Annotated in this window: 15 protein-coding genes; 9 read left to right on the top strand and 6 right to left on the bottom strand. The window is 73.6% G+C overall.

The features are described from left to right. Positions 1-42: 42 nt before the first annotated feature. Positions 43-1,515, bottom strand: a complete 1,473-nt coding sequence (locus ACFQE5_RS11155; protein ID WP_379584789.1) for an NAD-dependent succinate-semialdehyde dehydrogenase — start codon at positions 1,513-1,515, stop codon at positions 43-45. A gap of 98 nt (positions 1,516-1,613) precedes the next feature. Between ACFQE5_RS11155 and ACFQE5_RS11150 the strand changes: the two genes are divergently transcribed. From ACFQE5_RS11150 to ACFQE5_RS11125, 6 genes are all read left to right on the top strand, one after another. Further along, on the top strand, positions 1,614-2,792 hold the full coding sequence (locus ACFQE5_RS11150) for an acyl-CoA dehydrogenase family protein (protein ID WP_379584788.1): 1,179 nt from the start codon (positions 1,614-1,616) through the stop codon (positions 2,790-2,792). Continuing rightward, the gene (locus ACFQE5_RS11145; protein WP_379584787.1) at positions 2,789-3,859 is read left to right on the top strand and encodes an acyl-CoA dehydrogenase family protein; all 1,071 of its coding nucleotides are present in this window, start codon (positions 2,789-2,791) and stop codon (positions 3,857-3,859) included. The genes ACFQE5_RS11150 and ACFQE5_RS11145 overlap by 4 nt, the downstream gene beginning before the upstream one ends. A gap of 70 nt (positions 3,860-3,929) precedes the next feature. After that, positions 3,930-5,081 (top strand): type III PLP-dependent enzyme, encoded by a 1,152-nt coding sequence (locus ACFQE5_RS11140; RefSeq protein ID WP_379584786.1) that lies wholly within the window; start codon positions 3,930-3,932, stop codon positions 5,079-5,081. 72 nt (positions 5,082-5,153) lie between these two features. Beyond that, positions 5,154-6,401, top strand: coding sequence for an adenosylmethionine decarboxylase (gene speD / locus ACFQE5_RS11135; RefSeq protein WP_379585060.1), 1,248 nt, complete (start codon positions 5,154-5,156; stop codon positions 6,399-6,401). 67 nt (positions 6,402-6,468) lie between these two features. Next, a complete protein-coding gene (locus tag ACFQE5_RS11130; protein WP_379584785.1) occupies positions 6,469-8,862 on the top strand; it encodes a phosphotransferase in 2,394 nt (797 codons plus the stop codon). 93 nt (positions 8,863-8,955) lie between these two features. Continuing rightward, positions 8,956-9,813 (top strand): DMT family transporter, encoded by an 858-nt coding sequence (locus ACFQE5_RS11125; protein WP_379584784.1) that lies wholly within the window; start codon positions 8,956-8,958, stop codon positions 9,811-9,813. 27 nt (positions 9,814-9,840) lie between these two features. Here the strand turns inward: ACFQE5_RS11125 and ACFQE5_RS11120 are convergent, their stop codons facing one another. From ACFQE5_RS11120 to ACFQE5_RS11105, 4 genes are all read right to left on the bottom strand, one after another. After that, positions 9,841-10,935, bottom strand: a complete 1,095-nt coding sequence (locus ACFQE5_RS11120; protein ID WP_379584783.1) for a VIT1/CCC1 transporter family protein — start codon at positions 10,933-10,935, stop codon at positions 9,841-9,843. 4 nt (positions 10,936-10,939) lie between these two features. Further along, entirely contained in the window at positions 10,940-12,544 is a 1,605-nt protein-coding gene (locus tag ACFQE5_RS11115; RefSeq protein ID WP_379584782.1) for an FAD-dependent oxidoreductase, read from the bottom strand. A 72-nt stretch (positions 12,545-12,616) separates the two neighbouring features. Next, positions 12,617-13,276: a zf-HC2 domain-containing protein gene (locus tag ACFQE5_RS11110; protein ID WP_379584781.1), complete on the bottom strand. Its 660-nt coding sequence runs from the start codon at positions 13,274-13,276 to the stop codon at positions 12,617-12,619. 249 nt (positions 13,277-13,525) lie between these two features. Continuing rightward, positions 13,526-15,040: an MFS transporter gene (locus ACFQE5_RS11105; protein ID WP_379584780.1), complete on the bottom strand. Its 1,515-nt coding sequence runs from the start codon at positions 15,038-15,040 to the stop codon at positions 13,526-13,528. Between the two features lie 150 nt (positions 15,041-15,190). Between ACFQE5_RS11105 and ACFQE5_RS11100 the strand changes: the two genes are divergently transcribed. Genes ACFQE5_RS11100 through ACFQE5_RS11090 form a run of 3 tightly spaced genes read left to right on the top strand, consistent with a single transcriptional unit; the run spans position 15,191 to position 17,135 of the window. Further along, positions 15,191-15,817, top strand: coding sequence for a L,D-transpeptidase (locus ACFQE5_RS11100; protein WP_379584779.1), 627 nt, complete (start codon positions 15,191-15,193; stop codon positions 15,815-15,817). A gap of 40 nt (positions 15,818-15,857) precedes the next feature. Beyond that, positions 15,858-16,199, top strand: a complete 342-nt coding sequence (locus ACFQE5_RS11095; RefSeq protein ID WP_379584778.1) for a BlaI/MecI/CopY family transcriptional regulator — start codon at positions 15,858-15,860, stop codon at positions 16,197-16,199. A 15-nt stretch (positions 16,200-16,214) separates the two neighbouring features. Continuing rightward, positions 16,215-17,135 carry a M56 family metallopeptidase gene (locus ACFQE5_RS11090; protein ID WP_379584777.1) on the top strand — a complete coding sequence of 307 codons (921 nt, stop codon included), beginning with the start codon at positions 16,215-16,217 and terminating at the stop codon, positions 17,133-17,135. Between the two features lie 5 nt (positions 17,136-17,140). On the opposite strand, the gene ACFQE5_RS11085 is transcribed toward ACFQE5_RS11090, so the two are convergent. Further along, the gene (locus tag ACFQE5_RS11085) at positions 17,141-18,154 is read right to left on the bottom strand and encodes a M28 family peptidase (protein ID WP_379584776.1); all 1,014 of its coding nucleotides are present in this window, start codon (positions 18,152-18,154) and stop codon (positions 17,141-17,143) included. Between the last annotated feature and the right edge of the window lie 363 nt (positions 18,155-18,517).

The raw sequence follows: 18,517 nt of genomic DNA, 5'->3' as shown, positions 1-18,517 counted from the left end.
CCCCGGGACCCGGCTGACCGCGCGCCCGGCGTCTGGAGCCGGTCAGCCCCGGAGGCCCACGGCCACGTACTTGAGCTCGAGGAACTCCTCGATCCCGACCGATCCGCCCTCACGCCCGAGGCCCGACTGTTTGACCCCGCCGAACGGTGCGGCGGGGTTGGACACCAGACCGGTGTTCAGTCCCACCATGCCGCTGTCCAGCCCCTCGCAGACCCGCAGCGCCCGGTTGACGTCGTCGGTGAACACGTAGTTGACCAGTCCGAACTCCGTGGCGTTGGCCGCCGCGAGCGCCTCGGCCTCGTCGTCGAACACACTGATCGGCGCAACCGGGCCGAAGATCTCCTCGGTGTTGAGCCGCGACTGCCGGGGCACGTCGGTGAGCACGGTGGGCCGGTAGAAGTGCCCCGGCCCGCCGAGCGGCTCCCCGCCGATCCGCACGCCGGCCCCATGCGCGACCGCGTCGGAGACCAGCTCGACGACCTTCGCCAGCCCCGCGGCGTCGATGAGCGGGCCGACCTGCACACCGTCCTCGGTGCCGCGCCCGACCTGCAGCGCGCCCATTCGCTCGGCGAGCTTCGTCGCGAACGCCTCGGCCACCGGGCGCTGCACCAGGAACCGGTTGGCCGCCGTGCAGGCCTCACCCATGTTGCGCATCTTGGCGAGCATCGCGCCGTCGACCGCCGCGTCGAGGTCGGCGTCGTCGAACACCAGGAACGACGCATTGCCACCGAGCTCCATCGAGGTCCGCAGCACCTTGTCCGCGGCCTGCTCGAGCAGCTTGCGGCCCACCGCGGTCGACCCGGTGAACGACAGCTTGCGGGCCCGGCCGTCGCGGATCAGCGGCTCCATCACCCCGCCCGCGTCGCTGGTGGTGATGATGTTGAGGACGCCGTCGGGCAGCCCGGCCTCGGCCAGGATGGCACCCAGCGCCAGCATCGACAGCGGGGTCTGGGTGGCCGGCTTGATCACCATCGCGCACCCGGCCGCGACCGCCGGCCCGATCTTGCGGGTGCCCATCGCCAGCGGAAAGTTCCACGGGGTGATCAACAGACACACGCCCACCGGCTGCTTCATGAGCAGGAACCGGTTCGCGCCGTTGGGCGAGACGGCGTAGCCCCCGTCGATCCGGACCGCCTCCTCGGCGAACCAGCGGAAGAACTCGGCGGCGTAGGTGATCTCGGCGCGGGACTCGGCGAGCGGCTTGCCCATCTCGCACGTCATCAGCAGCGCGAGGTCGTCGACCCGCTCGGTGATCATCTCGTAGGCCCGGCGGAGGATCTCGCCGCGCTCGCGCGGGGGCATCGCGGCGAAGCCGTCCTGGGCCGCGGCGGCGGCCGCGAGGGCGTCCATGCCGTCCTCGGGTCCGGCGTCGGCGACCTCGCAGAGCGCCTTGCCGGTCGCCGGATCCTCGACCGGCACGGTCCTGCCCGACGCCGCCGCCCGCCAGCGGCCACCGATCAGCAGGTCCTTCGGAACGTCGTCGAGGACGGCCTGCTCACGGTCGCAATCAGTCATGGTCGCGATGCTGCCACCGCAGCCGATCGCGTGCAGCCCCCGATCCGCGGGTGGGTCGCAGCCGACCGGCGGTGCGGGCGGGAGGCGAGAATGGGGCCGTGACCGACACGCTGCCGAGGCTGCCCACCCTGGTGCCCCCGCCGATCGAGCTGCCCGAACAGGCGGCCGCGCTGCGCGCGGAGGTTCGGGCGTTCCTGGCCGGGGAACGAGCGGCGGGTGCCTGGCACCCACGCGCGGACGTCTGGCTCTCCGGCTGGGACGAGCGTTTCTCCAAGGAGCTGGCCAAACGAGGCTGGCTGGGTATGACGATCCCCACCGAGTACGGAGGGCACGGCCGCACCGCGCTGGAGCGGTACGTGGTCACCGAGGAACTGCTCGCCGCCGGAGCCCCGGTGGCGGCGCATTGGGTGGCCGACCGGCAGATCGGGCCGTCGCTGCTGCGATTCGGTACCGAGCAGCAGCGGCAGCGGTTCCTGCCGGGTATCGCCCGCGGCGAGGTCTACTTCGGAATCGGCATGTCCGAGCCCGATGCGGGATCGGACCTCGCGTCGGTGCGGACCCGCGCCGACCGGGTCGACGGGGGCTGGTCGTTGACCGGCACGAAGGTGTGGACCTCCGGCGCGCATCGCGCGCATGCCTTCTTCGCGCTGGTCCGCACGTCGCCACGGGACGAGACGAACCGGCATGCCGGGCTGTCCCAGTTCATCGTCGAGCTCACCGCCCCCGGGGTGACGATCCGCCCCATCCCGCTGCTCACCGGGGCCCACCACTTCAACGAGGTGGTCTTCGACCAGGTCTTCGTGCCGGACGCGATGGTGTTGGGCGAGATCGGTGCGGGCTGGCATCAGGTGACCAGCGAGCTGGCGTTCGAGCGGTCCGGCCCGGAACGGTTCCTGTCGACGTTTCCGCTGCTCGTCGCCCTGGTGGGGGAGCTCGCGGGAACCGAGCCGGACGCGGGCCGCCGGCAGCTGCTGGGCGCGTTGGTGGCCCGGTTGTGGGCGCTGCGCCGGATGTCGCTGGCGGTGGCGGGGTCGCTGGAGTCCGGGCAGGCGCCGGAGCTGGCGGCCGCCCTGGTGAAGGACCTGGGCACCCGGTACGAGAACGAGGTGATCGACGCCGCACGGCTGCTGGTGTCGATCCCGCCGGATCCGGACGCCGAGCAGGGGTTCCCGCGGCTGCTGGCGGACGCGGTGCTGCATGCACCGGGTTTCACGCTGCGCGGCGGGACGAGCGAGGTGCTGCGGGGAATCGTGGCGCGGGGTCTGGGGCTGCGATGAGTAGCGAACCGAACGTGCGCAGCGATCATCAGCTCGAGCTGCGTGACCTCGCGGAGACGATCTTCGCGGACGCCCGGGCGGGCGCGTCCGGCGCGGCGACCGGGTTCGACGCCGAGCTGTGGCAGACCCTGGAGCAGGCGGGGTTGGCGCGGTTGACCCTGCCGCAGGCCGTGGGCGGCAGCGACGGCTCGCTGACCGACCTGGCGATCGTGCTCGAGTCGGCCGGTGCCCACGCGGCCCGGGTGCCGCTGGTCGAGACCGATCTGCTGGCCGGCTGGCTGGCGCACGCCGCCGGGCTGGAGGTTCCGGCCGGGCCGCTCGCCGCGGTCGCCGGCGATCTCACCGTCACCTCGGCCGGTGACCGAGTCACCGTGTCCGGGGCCCTGCCGCGGGTGCCGTGGGCTCGGGCCGCTGCCGCGATCGTGGTGCTGGCCGCGAACCACGTGCTGGTGCTGGCCCCCTCGGCGGTGGAGATCACCGAGGGGAGCAACGTCGCGGAGGAGCCCCGCGACACCGTGACCCTCGCCGAGGTGACGCTGGATGCGGGCACGGTCGCCACGACCCCGGCGGGGACGGCGGCCCGGTTCCGGCAGCGCGCCGCGCTCGGCCGGGCGCTGCTGCTGGCCGGGGCGGCCCGTGCGGCGCTGGCCGAGTCGGTGCGGTACGCGGGGCAGCGGGTCCAGTTCGGGCGGCCGATCGGCCGGTTCCAGGTGATCCAGCAGCAGCTCGCGCTGGCGGCCGCCGAGGTGGCCGCGGTCGGGGCGGCCACGGACGCCGCGGCCCGCACCGCGGCCACCGACGGGTTCGGGGCGGACAGCACCGCGTTCGCCGTCGCCGCGGCGAAGGTGCGGGCCGGCGAGGCGGCCGGGGTCGTCGCGCGGATCGCGCACCAGGTGCACGGGGCGATCGGGTTCACCCGCGAACATGCGCTGCGGCTGGCGACGACGCGGCTGTGGGCCTGGCGCGACGAGGATGGCAGCGAGGCGTGGTGGAGTGACGAGCTCGGGTCCCGGGCGCTCGCCGTCGGCGGGGACGGCTTGTGGCCCTTGGTGACCGGCGCGCCGTGACGCACCTCGCACCCGGCGGCCCACCGGTGCCGACGGACGGTGCCGGCAGGCGACCGCGACACTTGGCCGTATGGCCCTCGCCCCGGCTGCGGTCTCGACGGGACTCGCGGCGTTCCTCGCCGACCTCGACCGGCCGACCCCGTATCTGGTGCTCGATCCGGAGGTCATCGCGGCCCGGTACGTGACGCTCACCGCCGCGTTCCCGGGCGCGCGGGTGCTGTACGCGGTCAAGGCCTGCCCCGAACCCGAGGTGCTGCGGACGCTCGTCGCGCTCGGCGCCGGGTTCGACGTCGCGAGCCTGCCGGAGATCAGGCTGTGCCTCGACGCGGGCGCGGACCCGGCAACCCTCTGTCTGGGCAACCCGGTGCGCGCTCCGGCAACGACCGCGGCGGCGCACGCGGCCGGGATCCGCCGCTTCGTCACCGACAGCCGCGAGGATCTCGCCGATCTCGCGCGGCACGCGCCGGGTGCCTCGGTGCTGGTCCGGGTGCTGGTCTCGGACGCGGGCTCCGCCACCCGGTTCTTCGGCAAGTTCGGCGCGTTGCCGGGCGAGGCCGTGGCGCTGCTGCGCCGGGCCGGGTCCGCGGGCCTGCACGCCGCGGGGGTGACGTTCCACGCCGGGTCTCAGCAGGTCCGGCCCGCAGCCTACGTCCGTGCGGTGCGGACCGCGCTGCGGGTGGCAGCCGCGGCGGGGCTGCGCCGCCCGGTGCTCGATATCGGCGGTGGGCTGCCGGTGCCGTATCGCAGCACGGTCCGTGCGCCCGCGGAGTTCGGCCGTGCCGTGGCCGACGCGGTGGCCGAGGCGGTCGGCGCCGGCGTCGTCGAGGGGGTGGAGCTCGTGCTGGAGCCGGGGCGGGCGCTCGTCGCCGAGGCGGGGGTGTTGCGGACCCGGGTGCTGCGGGTGTCGCGTCGTCCGGGGGTGGACCACCGGCGCTGGGTCTATCTCGACGCGGGCCGCTATCAGGGTCTGGCCGAGACCGAGGGGGAGGCGATCGACTATCCGTTGCGAGTGCCGGGACGGTCCGGTCCGTGCGGTCCGGTGGTGCTGGCCGGCCCGACCTGCGACGGCGACGACGTGCTCTACCGGCGCACACCGTGTGCGCTGCCGCTGACGCTGGGTGCGGGGGACCACCTCGACCTGCTCTGCGCGGGCGCCTACACCGCCTCCTACGCCTCGGTGGGGTTCAACGGGTTCCCGCCCCTGTCGGTGCACGTCATCTGACCCTGTGAGTGCGTAACAGTGTTCTAACACTGTTACGCACTCACAGGGGTAGGGTGCCAGCACGTGTCCGGAATGCCCCCGCTCCCTGTTGGACGGCACGTGCTCGCCGAGCTGACCGGTGTCGACCCGGCCGTCCTCGACGACGTCGAGACGCTGCGCCGGGCCCTGACCGAGACGTTGGTCGCCGCCGGGGCCACGGTCCGCACGGTCGTCGCCGAGAAGTTCGCCCCGCAGGGCGCGACGCTGCTGGCGCTGCTGGCCGAGTCGCACGCCTCGGTGCACACCTGGCCCGAGCACGGCGCCGCCCACGTCGATGTGTTCACCTGCGGCGCGCACGCCGACCCCGCGCTCGCGGTTCGGCTGCTGGCCGAGGCGCTCGGCGCCACCGGTACCCGGCTCGAGGTCGTCGCCCGCGGCGGCGGGGCGCGCACGGTCACCGAACCGATCGGCCCCGGCCTCGTGCGGCGCTGGGACCTCGGGCGGGTGCGCTACCGCGCCACGACGCCCTACCAGCGGGTACTCATCGCCGACACCGCGCACGGCGTCACGCTGTTCTGTGACGACGAGCGGCAAAGCGCCGCGGCGACGCAGTTGGCCTATCACGAGGCGCTGTTCGTTCCCGCGGTCCTGCTCGCCGAGCGGTGCGCGCGGGTGCTCGTGATCGGGTCGAGCGAAGGCGTGGTGAGCGAGCTCGCGGTCGGGTCGGGCGCCCACCGCGTCGACCACGTCGACATCGATCCGGACTGTGTGCGGGCGTGCGCGCAGCACCTGCCCTACGGATACACCCCGGACGCGCTGGCGGCCGCGGAGCGGCACGAGGGCCCGGTGCACCTGCACTACGGCGATGGGCGGCAGTGGGTGGAACGCACGGGCGACCGTTACGACATCATCGTCGTGGATCTGCCCGACGAACGTCCCGGGGAGCCGGCGGCACAGCTCAACCGGCTCTATGCGGCCGATTTCCTGGGTCGCTGCAAGGACCGGCTGGCCCCCGGTGGTGTGCTGGTGTCCCAGGCGGGCAACCCGGCGCTGTGGCGATCGGAGACGCTTCGGGCGGCCTGGCGGCGCTTCCATGACGTCTTCGGTGCGAACGGCGTGGTGTATCTGGGCAGCGACGAGCACGAATGGTCGTTTCTGTTCGGCTGCGCGAGGCCGTGGCCGGACCCGGTGGCGGCGATGCGCACCAGGCTGGATGCGCTGCCGGTCCGGCCCGTCTATCTCGACGCGTTGACGCTGGAAAGCCGGACCGTGCCGCCGATTTCGATACGCGAGGACCGATTCCTCGCAATCGACCCATTTCGTCATGATCGACCTGAATAGGTCGCTGTCCCGCCGTACTTCGGACATCTCCGGCCGTTGGGCGACATGACATTGCTAGGGTCCGCTCGTGCAGGTGGGCGAGACGACTCCGGTCCCGGGACCACCGATCGCGGATTCCGGTCCGCGGAGCCGGTTCTCCTGGCTACGCGGCTGGCGGACCCCGGTGCATCGAGACGGGCTCGCTCTGGTGCTCAGTTCCGCGCTCAGTTCCGGTATCGGGCTGATCTATTGGGTCGTCGTCGCGCGGTTGTTCCCGCCGGATGTGGTCGGCGTCAACCAGGTCGCGCTGTCGACGATGATGATGCTCGGCGGTGTCGCGCACCTCAACCTGACCTACGCGTTGCTGCGGTTCGTCCCGGTCGCGGGCGCGGCCACGCGACGGCTCGTCATCGCCGGCTATCTCGTCACCGTGGTGGTCGCCTCACTGGTCGGTGGAGTGTTCGCCCTCGGCGCCCGCATCTGGGCGCCACAGCTCCTGGCCGCGGTCGGCCAGCTGGGCCTGCTCGCGTTCTTCATGCTCGCGACGCCGGTGTGGGCGATCTTCACGGTTCAGGACTACGTCCTGACCGGCATCCGGAAGGCGCGGCTCGTCCCGCTGGAGAACCTGGTGTTCGCCGTGCTGAAGGTCGGCCTGCTGGCGGTGGCCGCCTGGTTCACGGTGCAGGGCGGCATCGCGGTCTCCTGGGTCGCGGCCACGGCCATCGTCGTCCTCGGAGTGACCGTCTGGCTGCTGGCGCGGGCCTTGCCGGCGCACGGCCGCACGAACGCCGACAAGGCCGTCCCGATCACTCTCGGCTCCATCGCGACCTATCTGCGGGCCGACTACGCGGGGGCGGTGTTCTGGCAGGCCGCGATCATGGGGTTGCCGGTTCTCGTACTCGCCCGGCTCGGCGCCGAGGCGGCGGCGACATACGGGATCGTCTGGCAGATCGGGATGGCCCTGTACCTGGTCGCCTCGGGGATGGGGCAGTCGATGGTGGCGCACAGCGCCGCCGATCCCGGCGGGCTCGAGGCGGCCCGCAAAGCCATGATCACCAAGGCGTTGACGCTGATCGTCCCGGTCGTGGCGGTTCTGGTGCTCGCCAGCCCCCTGGTCTTGTCGATCTTCGGGTCGCACTATGTCGAGTCCGGCACGGGCGCGCTGGTGCTGATCGCGCTCTCGGCGGTCCCCAACGTCATCACCGCCGCCACGGTGAGCTCGGCGCGGGTGCGCCAGCGGATGGGCGTGTTGTTCGGGGTCCCGGCGACCATCTCGATGATCGTGATCGTGCTGTCGTGGGTGCTCATGCCCTACCTGGGCATCACCGGGGTCGCGCTCGCCTGGCTGCTCGGGCAGTCCGTGATGAGTGCGGTCATCCTCACCGTGACCGCCCCCTGGCTGCCGCCGCTGCTGGCCACCCGCGTCGACGCCCTGCGCAGTGCGGCGTTGCTGCGCCGGGTCGGCCCGGATGCGGTGCTCACCGCGGGGGTCGAGCACCCGGACCGCTGGGTGGTGCGCGAGCGCCTGTCCGGCGGCTCCGAGTCGGTCGTGGTCAGCGTGCGGCCGGAGGACGGGCCGGGCGCCCTGCTCAAGGCCTGCGACACGGTCCGGAGCACGACCGGGCTCCGCCGCCAGACCGAGGTGCTCAGCGCGCTGCACGGCGATGCGCGGATCGCGCACTGGACCGTCCTGATTCCCACGATTCTCGGCGCGGGCGATGTCGGGGGCAGCTACTGCGTCATGGAGTCGCGGATGCCGGGGGAGGCGGGCACGCTCGCGTTGCACGACCCCGCCCGGCGACGGCTGCTCACCGCCAGCGCGATCAGCACGATCAGCGAGCTGCACCGATGCACGTCGACCACGGTCGTGGCGGGTGACGACGAGCTTCGCCGCTGGGTGCACGACCCGATGGCCGTCGTGATCGACGCGGTGCCCCGGAACCTGCGCAGCCAGGCCCGCCGACTCGCCGACGGACTCGACCGGCGGATGCGTGGGCGTCGCCTGCCCGTCGGGTGGATGCACGGCGACTATGGCCCGGTCAACGTGCTGACCCGACCCGACGGGCGGGTCTGCGCCGTCGTGGACTGGTGTGAGGCGGACGAGCGCGGCTTCCCGGTCCTCGACGTGATGATCTTCCTTCAGCTGTCGCACGTGATCGCCGACGGGGAGGAGCTGGGCCCGATGGTGCTGCGCTGGCTGCAGGAGCCGCTGCCGCCGGGTGCCCATCTGCTCGCCCGCGCGCAGCGCACGCTCGGCGGTGAGCCGCTCGACCCGGCCACGATGGCCCTGCTGGGCTGGTTGCAGCACGTCAGCACGACGATCGCCAAGTCGCGGGAGTACGCGGCCAACCCGGTCTGGAACCGGCGCAATCTGCGTGCGGTGCTGCGGGGCGCCGCCACGACCTACGCCGTGGACGGCCGCGGCCGGGTACCGAACCAGCAGGCCACCCGGTCCGGCGCCGCGGCCGAGGCGACGGGGTAGGCCCAGCGGCACCCGGGTGGCGGACCCGGCACCCGCGGCGCAGCCGACGGGTGGGCCGTCGTCGTCGCCCCGGCACTGCGCGACGATGACCGGGTGTCCGGGCACAGCCACACTCTCGTCCTGGCGGTCCTCGTCGCGTTGACCTCGGTGCTCTGCTACGCGACCTCGGCGGTGCTGCAGCAGCGCACGGCCTCCCGGCAGACGGCGGGTGGGGTGCTGCTGGTGCTGCGGCTGGCCCGGGAGCCACGGTGGTTGCTCGCGGTCGCCGCGACGGTGGGCGGCGCGCTGCTGCACGTCGGGGCGTTGGCGCTCGGGCCGCTGACCATCGTGCAGCCGCTGGGGGTGTTGACCCTCGTGTTCGCGCTGCCGCTGGGAGCCCGGCTGGCCGGGCGGGTGGTGACGCCCGGGGAATGGCGGGCCGCGGCCGCGGTCGTGCTGGGGCTGGCGGCGGTCCTCTCGGTGACCCCACACCGCGCGCCGCTGCTTCGCCTGACACCGGCGACGCTCGTGGCCGCCGGAACCGTCGTCACCGCGCTCGTCGTCGTCCTGGTGGTCATCGGTGGCCGGCTGCGCGGGTCCGGGGGCTTGGTGGTGCGCGCCGCCGCGGCCGCGACCTGCTACGGGTTCGCCTCCGGGATGGCCCGAACCGCCATCACCGGCGCGGGATCGATGCTGGTCGCCGGGGTGATGGCGACCGTGGGGGCCGCAGCCGGGCTGGGACTGGCGCAGCTCGCCTACCGCGATGGTGGGCTCGGGGCGCCGCTGGCGACGGTGACCCTGGTCGATCCGCTCGTCGCGGTGCTCATCGGTGTCGTGCTGCTCGGGGAGCCGATCGGGCTCACCCCGCTACGGCTCACGCTGGGGGTGGGCGGGGTGCTGCTCACCTCGATCGGTATCTGGGCGTTGACCCGGGTTCCACCGCAGGCGCGCAGCGTGCCCGCCCGCCGGTGAGGGCGGCACCACCGGCCGCCCGGTCCGTCAGCCGACGCCCGCGCCGAGCCCCAGCCCCAACAGATAGGTGACCGCCGCTGCCGCGGTCCCGATCGCGAGCTGCCGCAGGGCCCGTCGCAGCGGTGGTCCCCCGGACAGCAGGGCGACCGTCCCGCCGGTGAGCATCAGCGCGGTCCCGGTCAGTCCCGCCGCCACGAGCACGGCGGCGCCACCGGTCATCCCGAGCAGGAACGGCAGCACCGGTACCACGGCACCCGCCGCGAAGAACAGGAAACTGGACGCCGCCGCGCGCAGCCCCGATCCGACGACCTCGCTGCCGTCGGTTCCGCTCTCCGCGGAGACCGAGGCGATCTGCGGGCGATGCAACACCGCATCCGCGTGCTGCGCGGCCTCCTCGGCGGCCATCCCGCGGGCCCGGTACACCAGTGCCAGCTCGTTGGCGTCGACGTCCAGGACCGGGACCAGCGCCTTCGCCGTCTCGTCCGGCTGCGACGCGGCAAGGAGCTCACGCTGCGAGGTGACCGAGACGTACTCCCCGGCCGCCATCGACAGCGCCCCGGCGAGCAGCCCGGCCAACCCGGTGAGCACCACGGTCCGGCCGCTGGCGCCGCCCCCGATCACGCCGAGGACCAACGCGACGTTGCTCACCAGCCCGTCGCTGGCCCCGAAGACGGCCGCCCGAAGCGTCCCGGACATCCGGGCCCGGCCACGTGCGGCCAGCCCGCGCACCACCTCACCGTGAATCCGCTCGTCGGCCGCCATCGCCGGCAGGGCATCGGCGTCGGGCTGATAGAGCCGGGTCTCGGCCAGCTGGACCAACGCCAGCACGAACACCCAGCCGAACCAGCGGGCCAGCCCGGCCAGCAGCCGCAGCCGCAGCGAGCCTCGCCGGGGCGGCCCCGCCCGCTCGCCGAGTAGCCGCTCCCAGTGCGCGGCGTGGCGTTCCTCGGCCTCGGCGAGCCCGAGCAGGATCTCCCGCTCCTCACCGCTGCGCCGGGAGGCCAGCTTGCGGTAGATCCGGGCCTCCTCGCGCTCGTCCGCCAGCAGGCGGCGCCATCTGCGGACCGTGGCGGGCGACGGCGCCGGCGCGGACCCGGCTTGCTGATCTTCCACGGTCGGCATCCTCTCAGGGGGCCGGGCGAGCCACGTGGGCGTCGGTCCGCGCGCGGCGACCACGCCTGCCCAGCGCGGCGACGACGCGGGGGGACAGCCCGGCCAGCAGACCGCGCTGCGGGACGCCACGCACCTCCTCGGGACGGGCCCCGACCTCGGCGAGCACGTCGTTGGCCGCCAGCACCCCGGACGCCGCCGCACGCTCCATCAACCCGCAGACGAACGGGAGCTCGACGAAGTCGCCGGCGACGCGGACCCCGCGGGCGTCGGTGCGCACGCCGGGTCGCGTTCCCGCCGAGCCCGGCGGGAACGCCGGTGCGACGGCCTCCAGCCGCTGCTGCAGGTGCACCAGCGGCGCCCGCGCGGTCTCCGGCCACAGCGCGGCGAGCTCGGCGCGCATCCGCGCCGTGGCCGTCTCGGCGTCGGGTGCATCGCAGGAGTACGAGTGCAACTCCACGATCGAGCCGCCGGTGCGGGCTGCCCACTGGGCCGAGGCTCGCTCCAGACGCGAGTACACGGTGATCGAGTCGAGGGTCGGCTCCCGGCTCACCGCGCTGAACGTCGCCCGTTGCGCCGCCACGTCGCGGCCCAGCCACAACCGGGTGACCGCGTAGGGCGGGGCCACCCGCAGCGCCGCGGCCTGCGCGGCCAGCCGGGGTGCCGTCCGGGCCGCCGCCGGGGAGGCGGCCAGCACCGCGCGCAGCGCGCCCGGATCGAGCGCGAGAACGACGTGCCGCGTCGTCAGGTACGAACCGTCGGTGAGCGCGAGCCGCCACCCCATGCCCTCGGGGATGAGCCGGACGAGGCCGGTGCCCACCCGTACCTGGGCTCCGCGTGCCTGCAGGTAGCGGCGCAGCGGCGACCAGATGCAGCTGAGGTGGTCGGTGCGGGGCGCGTCGAAGCCGAGACCCTCGGGATTGCCGAGGAAGTAGTAGTGGAACATCGTGATCAGTTCCGCGGCCGACAGACCGTCGGCGCCCGAGAAGAACGATCGGGCGAACGCCTCGAACAGCATGGCCCGGGCCCGGTCCGACACTCCGAGGCGAGCCAGGAAGTCCTCGGCGCTGAGGTGGTCGAACGCCGGTATGGTGCGGCGGCGCTCGACGGCGAGCAGCTCGGTGCCGAGCGCGACGTCGGCGTCCAGCAGATCACGTACCGTGAGGCTGGGGGAGCGCGCGAACAGTGCGAGCAGGTTGAACGGCGGCGCGACGGGCAAGCCGGTGAGATCCTCCGGCGGCCACCGCCGTGAGATCACCGGGTAGCCGCCGATCGGACGCAGGAAGCCGAGCGCGGGGTCGATTCGGCGCAGCACCGCGCGCCAGGTGTAGTAGTGCCGGAAGAAGGCGTGGAACCCGTGCTCGACGATCTGCTCGGTGCCATCGGGCAGGGTGTGCGGCCATGCGCCGAGCCGCCCGCCGAGGGTGGGTTTGGCCTCCAGGAGGGTGACGGCCACGCCCCGCTCGGCCAGTATCGTCGCGGCGCTCACCCCGGCCACGCCGGCCCCGACGATCACGGCGTGCGTGCCCTCCGGGGCGTCCCGCGGCAGGGTGGGATCGGCCGGCACGAGGATCCGCGGCCGCATCCGCAGGGGTGCTGCCCGGCTGATCAGCTGGCTCACGGCCCGAGCCTATGTGCGCCGCATCGGCGCTGTCGCCGCGGCCACGGCGGGGCGGCACCGTGCCGCGCGGGGCTAGGGGAAGTGGGCGTGGGCGACGGGGGTGCCGTCGGCCGCGGTCACCCGGATACCGGCCAGCATCGCCCGATCGACCGGGGCGGAGAAGCCCCACCACCCGTCGTCGCCGGTCAGGGAGAACTGGCCGATCTCGACGGCGGCTCCGTCCCGGCGTTCCAGCCAGCAGGTCACCAGCCCGGTCGTGTCGGCATCGAGGTAGAGCAGCACCCAGGAGGGCGGACCCGGCCGCACCGAGACCCGCCCGACGTACTCACCGTCCTGGGTCATCTCACCGACCAGCATGCCGGTCTCGTGGGGGGTGGCAGCGGGAGCCGCGGTGGTGCCCAGGACCCATCCACTCGCGACGAACACCGCCGCGGCCGCCACCGCCGCGGCCGCCACCGGTGGACGCGGCAGTGCTCGTCGGCGCGGTCGCGGCGCCACGGTGGCCGACGTGAGCCGCTGCAGGACCCGGTCCTCGAAGCCGAGCGGAGGTTCGGCGGCAGGTGGCAGCGCCGCGATCGCCTCGCCGATCCCGGTGAGGCGTTCGACGTGCTCGCGGCACGGCGGGCACGTCTCGAGATGGGCGAGCGCACCGGCCCGGTCGCGCCCGTCGACCACCCCGAGCGCCAGCTCCGCGGCGAGCGCCCGGCACCGCTGGCAGGCCGGTTCAGGCACGGTCGGCTCACGTGGGTCCGCGCGCGACGCGGAGCCTGAGCATCGCGGTCCAGGTCGTCGTCGCCGTCTCCGGCAGGGCGTGCATACCCATGGTTACGGGACGGGCGCCGCGATGGATGGCGTGGGCTCGGTGCGGTTCCATCGCTCCTGCGGCAACCGCCCAGGGGGCACCCGCGGCGGGCGCGCCGGGCGTCGTACCGTCCGCCCGCCGCCGGGCCGGTCATCGAGACCTCGGCGCTGGTGGAACCCTCACCGCGCGTCGCGGTCCTCAGGGTGCATCTGGGGAGCGCTGACCCCGCAGTGGGCGCAGCGTTCGATCGGCAGCCGCTGCGGCGGCGACGTCGACGGCGGCGGGACCGGGGCCTCGCCACCCAACGAGACCCCCAGCAGCGCGAAGGCGATCACGGCCGCACCGACGAGCAGGGCCGCCGCGATCGACATCGCGGTCTGGAACCCCGCGTCGAACGCGACGGGGTCGGTGTAGTCGACGCCCTCGATTCCGGCCAGCCCCGGGATCACGGCGACCGCGAGCAGCCCGGCCGCCCTGGCGACCGCGTTGTTGACCCCGGATGCGGCTCCCGCGTGCCGCTCGGCGGCCGCGTCGAGCACCGTCGCCGTGAGCGGGGCGACGATCAGCGCGAGCCCGGCCCCGAACACCACGACGGCGGGCAGCACATCGGCGACCCAGGTCGAGCCCGGTCCGATCCGGCGCATGAGCAGCAGCCCGACGGCGGCGACCAACGACCCCACGGTCAGTGGAAGCCGCGGCCCGAGCCGCTGGGCGAGCGCGCCCACCCGCGCCGAGAACAGCAGCATGATCACGGTGACCGGCAGCAGCGCCGTGCCCGCCTGCAGCGGGGTGAAGCCGGAGACGGTCTGCAGCTGGAGGACGAGCAGCACGAACACCACGCCCAGCGCCCCGTAGATCAGCAGGGTGACGAGGTTCGCCGCGGTGAACACCGGATTGGCGAACAGCGCGGTCGGGATCAGCGGATGTCGGGACCGCCGCTCGACCAGCCCCAACGCGACGAGAGCGAGCAGCCCGACGGCGAGGGCGGCGAGCAGCACGGGGGTCGGCCCGGTCCCGCCGATCCCGGTGAGCGACCAGGTGAGAGCGGCGAGCCCGAGCACCGCGAGCGCGGTACCGGACAGATCCAGGCCCGGGACCGCCTGCGGATCGCGGGTCTCGGGGACGTGCCGCAGCGCCACCGCGACGACCACCGCGGCCAACGGCAGGTTGATCAGGAACACCAGCCGCCAGCTCCACTCGACGAGCCACCCACCCAGGAACGGCCCGATCGCCGCACCGATCCCACCCAGCCCCGACCAGGCGCCGATGGCCGCGGCCCGGTCGTCGCGCCGAAAGGACGCGGAGATGATCGCGAGGCTGCCGGGGGTGAGCAGCGCGCCCCCGACACCCTGCAGCGCCCGTGCCGCCACCAGCGTCTCGATGCTCGGGGCGATGCCGCAGGCCAGCGACGCGAGCGCGAACCACAGCACCCCGATCACGAACACTCGGCGACGGCCGAAGCGGTCGCCGAGCGACCCCCCGAGCAGGATCAGCGCGGCAAGGGTGAGCGCATAGGCGTTCACCGTCCACTGCAGGCCGGTGAACCCCCCGCCGAGGTCGCGGCCGATGCGCTGCAGGGCGACCGTGACCACCGTCGAGTCGAGCATCGCGAGGCTCGACCCGAGCACGGTGGCCAGCAGCACCCAGCGCCCGGAGGAGGTTCCCAACCGCAGCCGCTCCGCGCTCGCCGCCACGACGGCCAGCGTAGGCCCGAGCGCCGCCGGTGCGTCGCGGCGTGGACGCCTCGCTCGGCCCGTTCGCCCGGAGGGCGCACAGAGCGTGATCGGTCGCTCACCATATTGTTTCGAGGTCGTGGGCAGGCCGAGGCGACGCGGAGGGTGTGGATGGGCGTGCACAGGTGGCGGCCGGGACGGCGGCGTCCGGTCGCGGCGCGGGTCGCGGTGGTGGCGGGCGCGGCCGCGGTGGGCGTCTCGGTGCTGGTCGGTGCCGGCGCCGCGCAGCCCGTCCCGCTGCTGCCGGAGCTCGGCGGGGCCGGGCTGCCGACGCTGGTGCCGGGCCCCCCGTCCGCCCGGCACGCCGCCGCCCCCGCCGCTGCCGGTCCGGCCGCTGCCGGTCCGGCCGCTGACCCGACACCACAGCCGGCCGGCCCCGATCTGGTGCCGGGGACCCCGTGCACGCCGACCGCGCGCTCCTGCGTCGACGTCGTCGGTCGCGTGGCCTGGTTGCTCGGCGACGGTCGGGTCGTACGCGGGCCGGTCCGGGTCCAGACCGGCGGCCACGAGGACCCGACGCCGACGGGCACGTATGCGGTGCAGTGGAAGGCCGAGCAGTACACCAGCCGCGAGTACCTGACCCAGATGCCGTACTCGGTGTTCTTCGCGCCGGGCGGTATCGCCTTCCACGAGGGCCGCCAGGACACGCCATCCGCGGGATGTGTCAAGCTGATGCATGGCGATGCGCAGGCTTGGTTCGACTACCTCCAGATCGGCGACGAAGTTCAGGTTAGGTGAACACAACCTCGGGCCTTCTACTCGGGGTAGAATGCCTACTGTGCCGAGCCTGGGTGAGTTGGAACGCGCTGTGATGGACGTTCTGTGGGCTGCCCCCACACCGTTGACCGCCCGCGAGGTGCAGGACGGGCTCGGGTCACGCGAGCTGGCCACGACGACCGTGCTGACCGTGCTGGGCCGGCTGGAGCGCAAGGCGCTCGTCGCCCGCACTCGGGACGGCAGGGCGCATCACTATCGGCCGGTGGCCAGCCGCGAGGACCATGTCGCCGAGCTGATGCGCGATGCCCTCGACGGCGCGCCGGACCGCGGTGCCGTGCTCGCCCGGTTCCTGGGCTCGATTCCGCCCGACGAACGCGCCGCGCTGCGAGACCTGCTGGATTGACAAGGTCTCGGCTTCGTGCCGTCATCGATGGAGCTGACCGCGCTGGCCTTGCTCGTTCTGGGAGTCGCCCTCGCCGAGCCGATCAGCCGCGCGCTGGCCGCTGCACGCTGGCCGGCCCGAGACCCGGTGGGGGCGCTCCTGGTGTGGCAGGCGATCGGCCTGGCCGGCGGGCTCTCGCTGCTCGGCGCCGGCCTGGTCTACGGACTCGCCCCGCTGGGTAACTCCCTGCCCTCCGGGCTCGCCCGGTTGACCGACGCCATCGTGGCCGGCCGGCTGCCCACCGAGCTGCACGCCGGCCGCCTGCTCGCCCTCGCCGCGACGATCCTGCTCGGCGCGCGCCTGTTCGTCGTGCTGGCCGCGGTCACGTTCCGCACCCTCAAGGCCCGCCGTCGCCACCGCGACCTGCTCGACGTGCTGGCCACCCCGTGGCCCGACGCCCCGGGGACCAGGGTGCTCGAGCATCCGCTGCCGGTCGCATACTGCCTGCCCGGGCGCAGCTCCCGGCTCGTCGTGTCCGCAGGCGTGCTGGAGGTGCTCGAACCCGACGGGGTACGGGCGGTACTCGCGCACGAGCAGGCGCATCTGCGAGAGCGCCACGATCTCGTGGTGCTGCCGTTCGTGGCGTGGGGGGCGACCGCCCCGTTCGTCCGCGGAATGGTGACCGCGCAGCTCGCGGTGGCCGCGTTGATCGAGATGCGGGCCGACGACGTCGCGACGGCTCGGGCGGAACCGCACGAGCTGGCGGGGGCGCTGCGAGCGGTCGGTGGATCGGCGCCGGCCGCCGCACTGAGCTCGTTCACCACCGCGCTCGACGCGCGGATCGGGCGGATCGCGGCGCCTCCGGCGCCACTGGCGACACCGCTTCGGTTGCTGGTGCGGGCCCTGGCCGTCGCGCTGGTCGCGGTGCCGACCGCGGTGCTGCTGCTACCGGGGTAGCGACCTCACCGGGCCGGTCCGTCGGTCGTCGTCGCGAAGTAGCCCAGCGTCCCGGCGAGCGCGTCGCTGAAGCGGTCCAGCGCGGTCCGGTTGACGCTGTCCAGCCGGTCGCACGCGGCGTGGTAGCACGGGTCGAACACCTCGCCGGCCTGCCCGCCCCAGCGCCGGGCCTGCTCCGCGCTCTTGGTGCCGGCGTCCCCGGCGAGGACTCCACCGGTGGGGATCTCGGCCTCGAGGAACGGCTCGTAGTCCGAGCTTCCGTCGAACCTGGTCAGCTCGGGCGTGACCCCGATCGAGGCGAGCTGGTCGGCCAGCACGCGCCCGACCTCCGCCGAACCGGGTGGGCCGGAGCCCGACGATCGGCCGCCCGCACCGCCGTGCACGAAGTAGCCACCATTGGGTGAGGCCACCATGTCCACGTTCACGTACAGCGCGATCGCGGTGCGTTCGGCGTCGGACAGACCCTCGACATAGGCTGTCGACCCGTCGAGGTTCTCCTCCTCGCCACCCCAGAACGCGAACCGGATCGCGTTGGTCACCGACGGTGATCCACCCAGCCGGGTCGCGATCTCCAGCAACGCCGCTACCCCGGAACCGTTGTCGTTGATGCCCGGGCCGCGACGCACCGAGTCCAGATGTGCGCCGATCATGACGACGTGCCCGGTGTTCCCGGTGCGGGTCTGCGCGATCACGTTCCGGACCGTGGCCTCGCCACCGCCGCGCCGCCCCATCTGGAAGGTCGGCGTGCTCACCTGCAAACCGGCATCCCGCAGCACGCCCGCGACGTAGTCGACACTCGCGGCGTAGCCGGGCCCCGGGGAGACCCGCGTCCCGCCGTTGTCGTCGGCGATGCGCTGCAGTGCCTGGAGGTGGGTGACGGCACCGCCACCCGTCACCTCGGCCTTCAGCCGCGATCCCAGGGCGTTGTCGGTCGGCCCGGGCATCGGTGTGCTCGGGGCGCAACCGACCAGCACCGCCACCGCGGCGGCCGCCACCGCCGCCCGTATCGCTCCTCGCATCTGCCCCCCAGCCGGCGATCAGGTCGGTGCTGCCACCACCACGAGCGGGTGGGGCCAAGGGCGGACCATCGTGCGCAGATTCAGATGGCATCGTCAAGGCAGACCGATGGGTGGCACACGATCATTGCCAACAAATGGGAACGTAAATTTCCAGCCATCCGTCGGTAAGTGCTGGCGACCGAGGCATTGATCGATATTCGGTATCCCTCGAATGGTCGCATCGACGGGACTGTCGGTGTGTCCTGAAATCGGAGGCATCAGCGGCCGAACGGGTGGTTGCGGGCCCTGGGTCGAAACAATGCCGAGGGGCTCGACGACGCCATACAAGGGTGGCGCCGAGATACGGATTGATCCGCTGACCGG

The organism is Pseudonocardia hispaniensis, from assembly GCF_042658695.1.
GTDB lineage: Bacteria > Actinomycetota > Actinomycetes > Mycobacteriales > Pseudonocardiaceae > Pseudonocardia > Pseudonocardia hispaniensis.
This window is presented reverse-complemented; position numbering and strand designations above follow the sequence as displayed.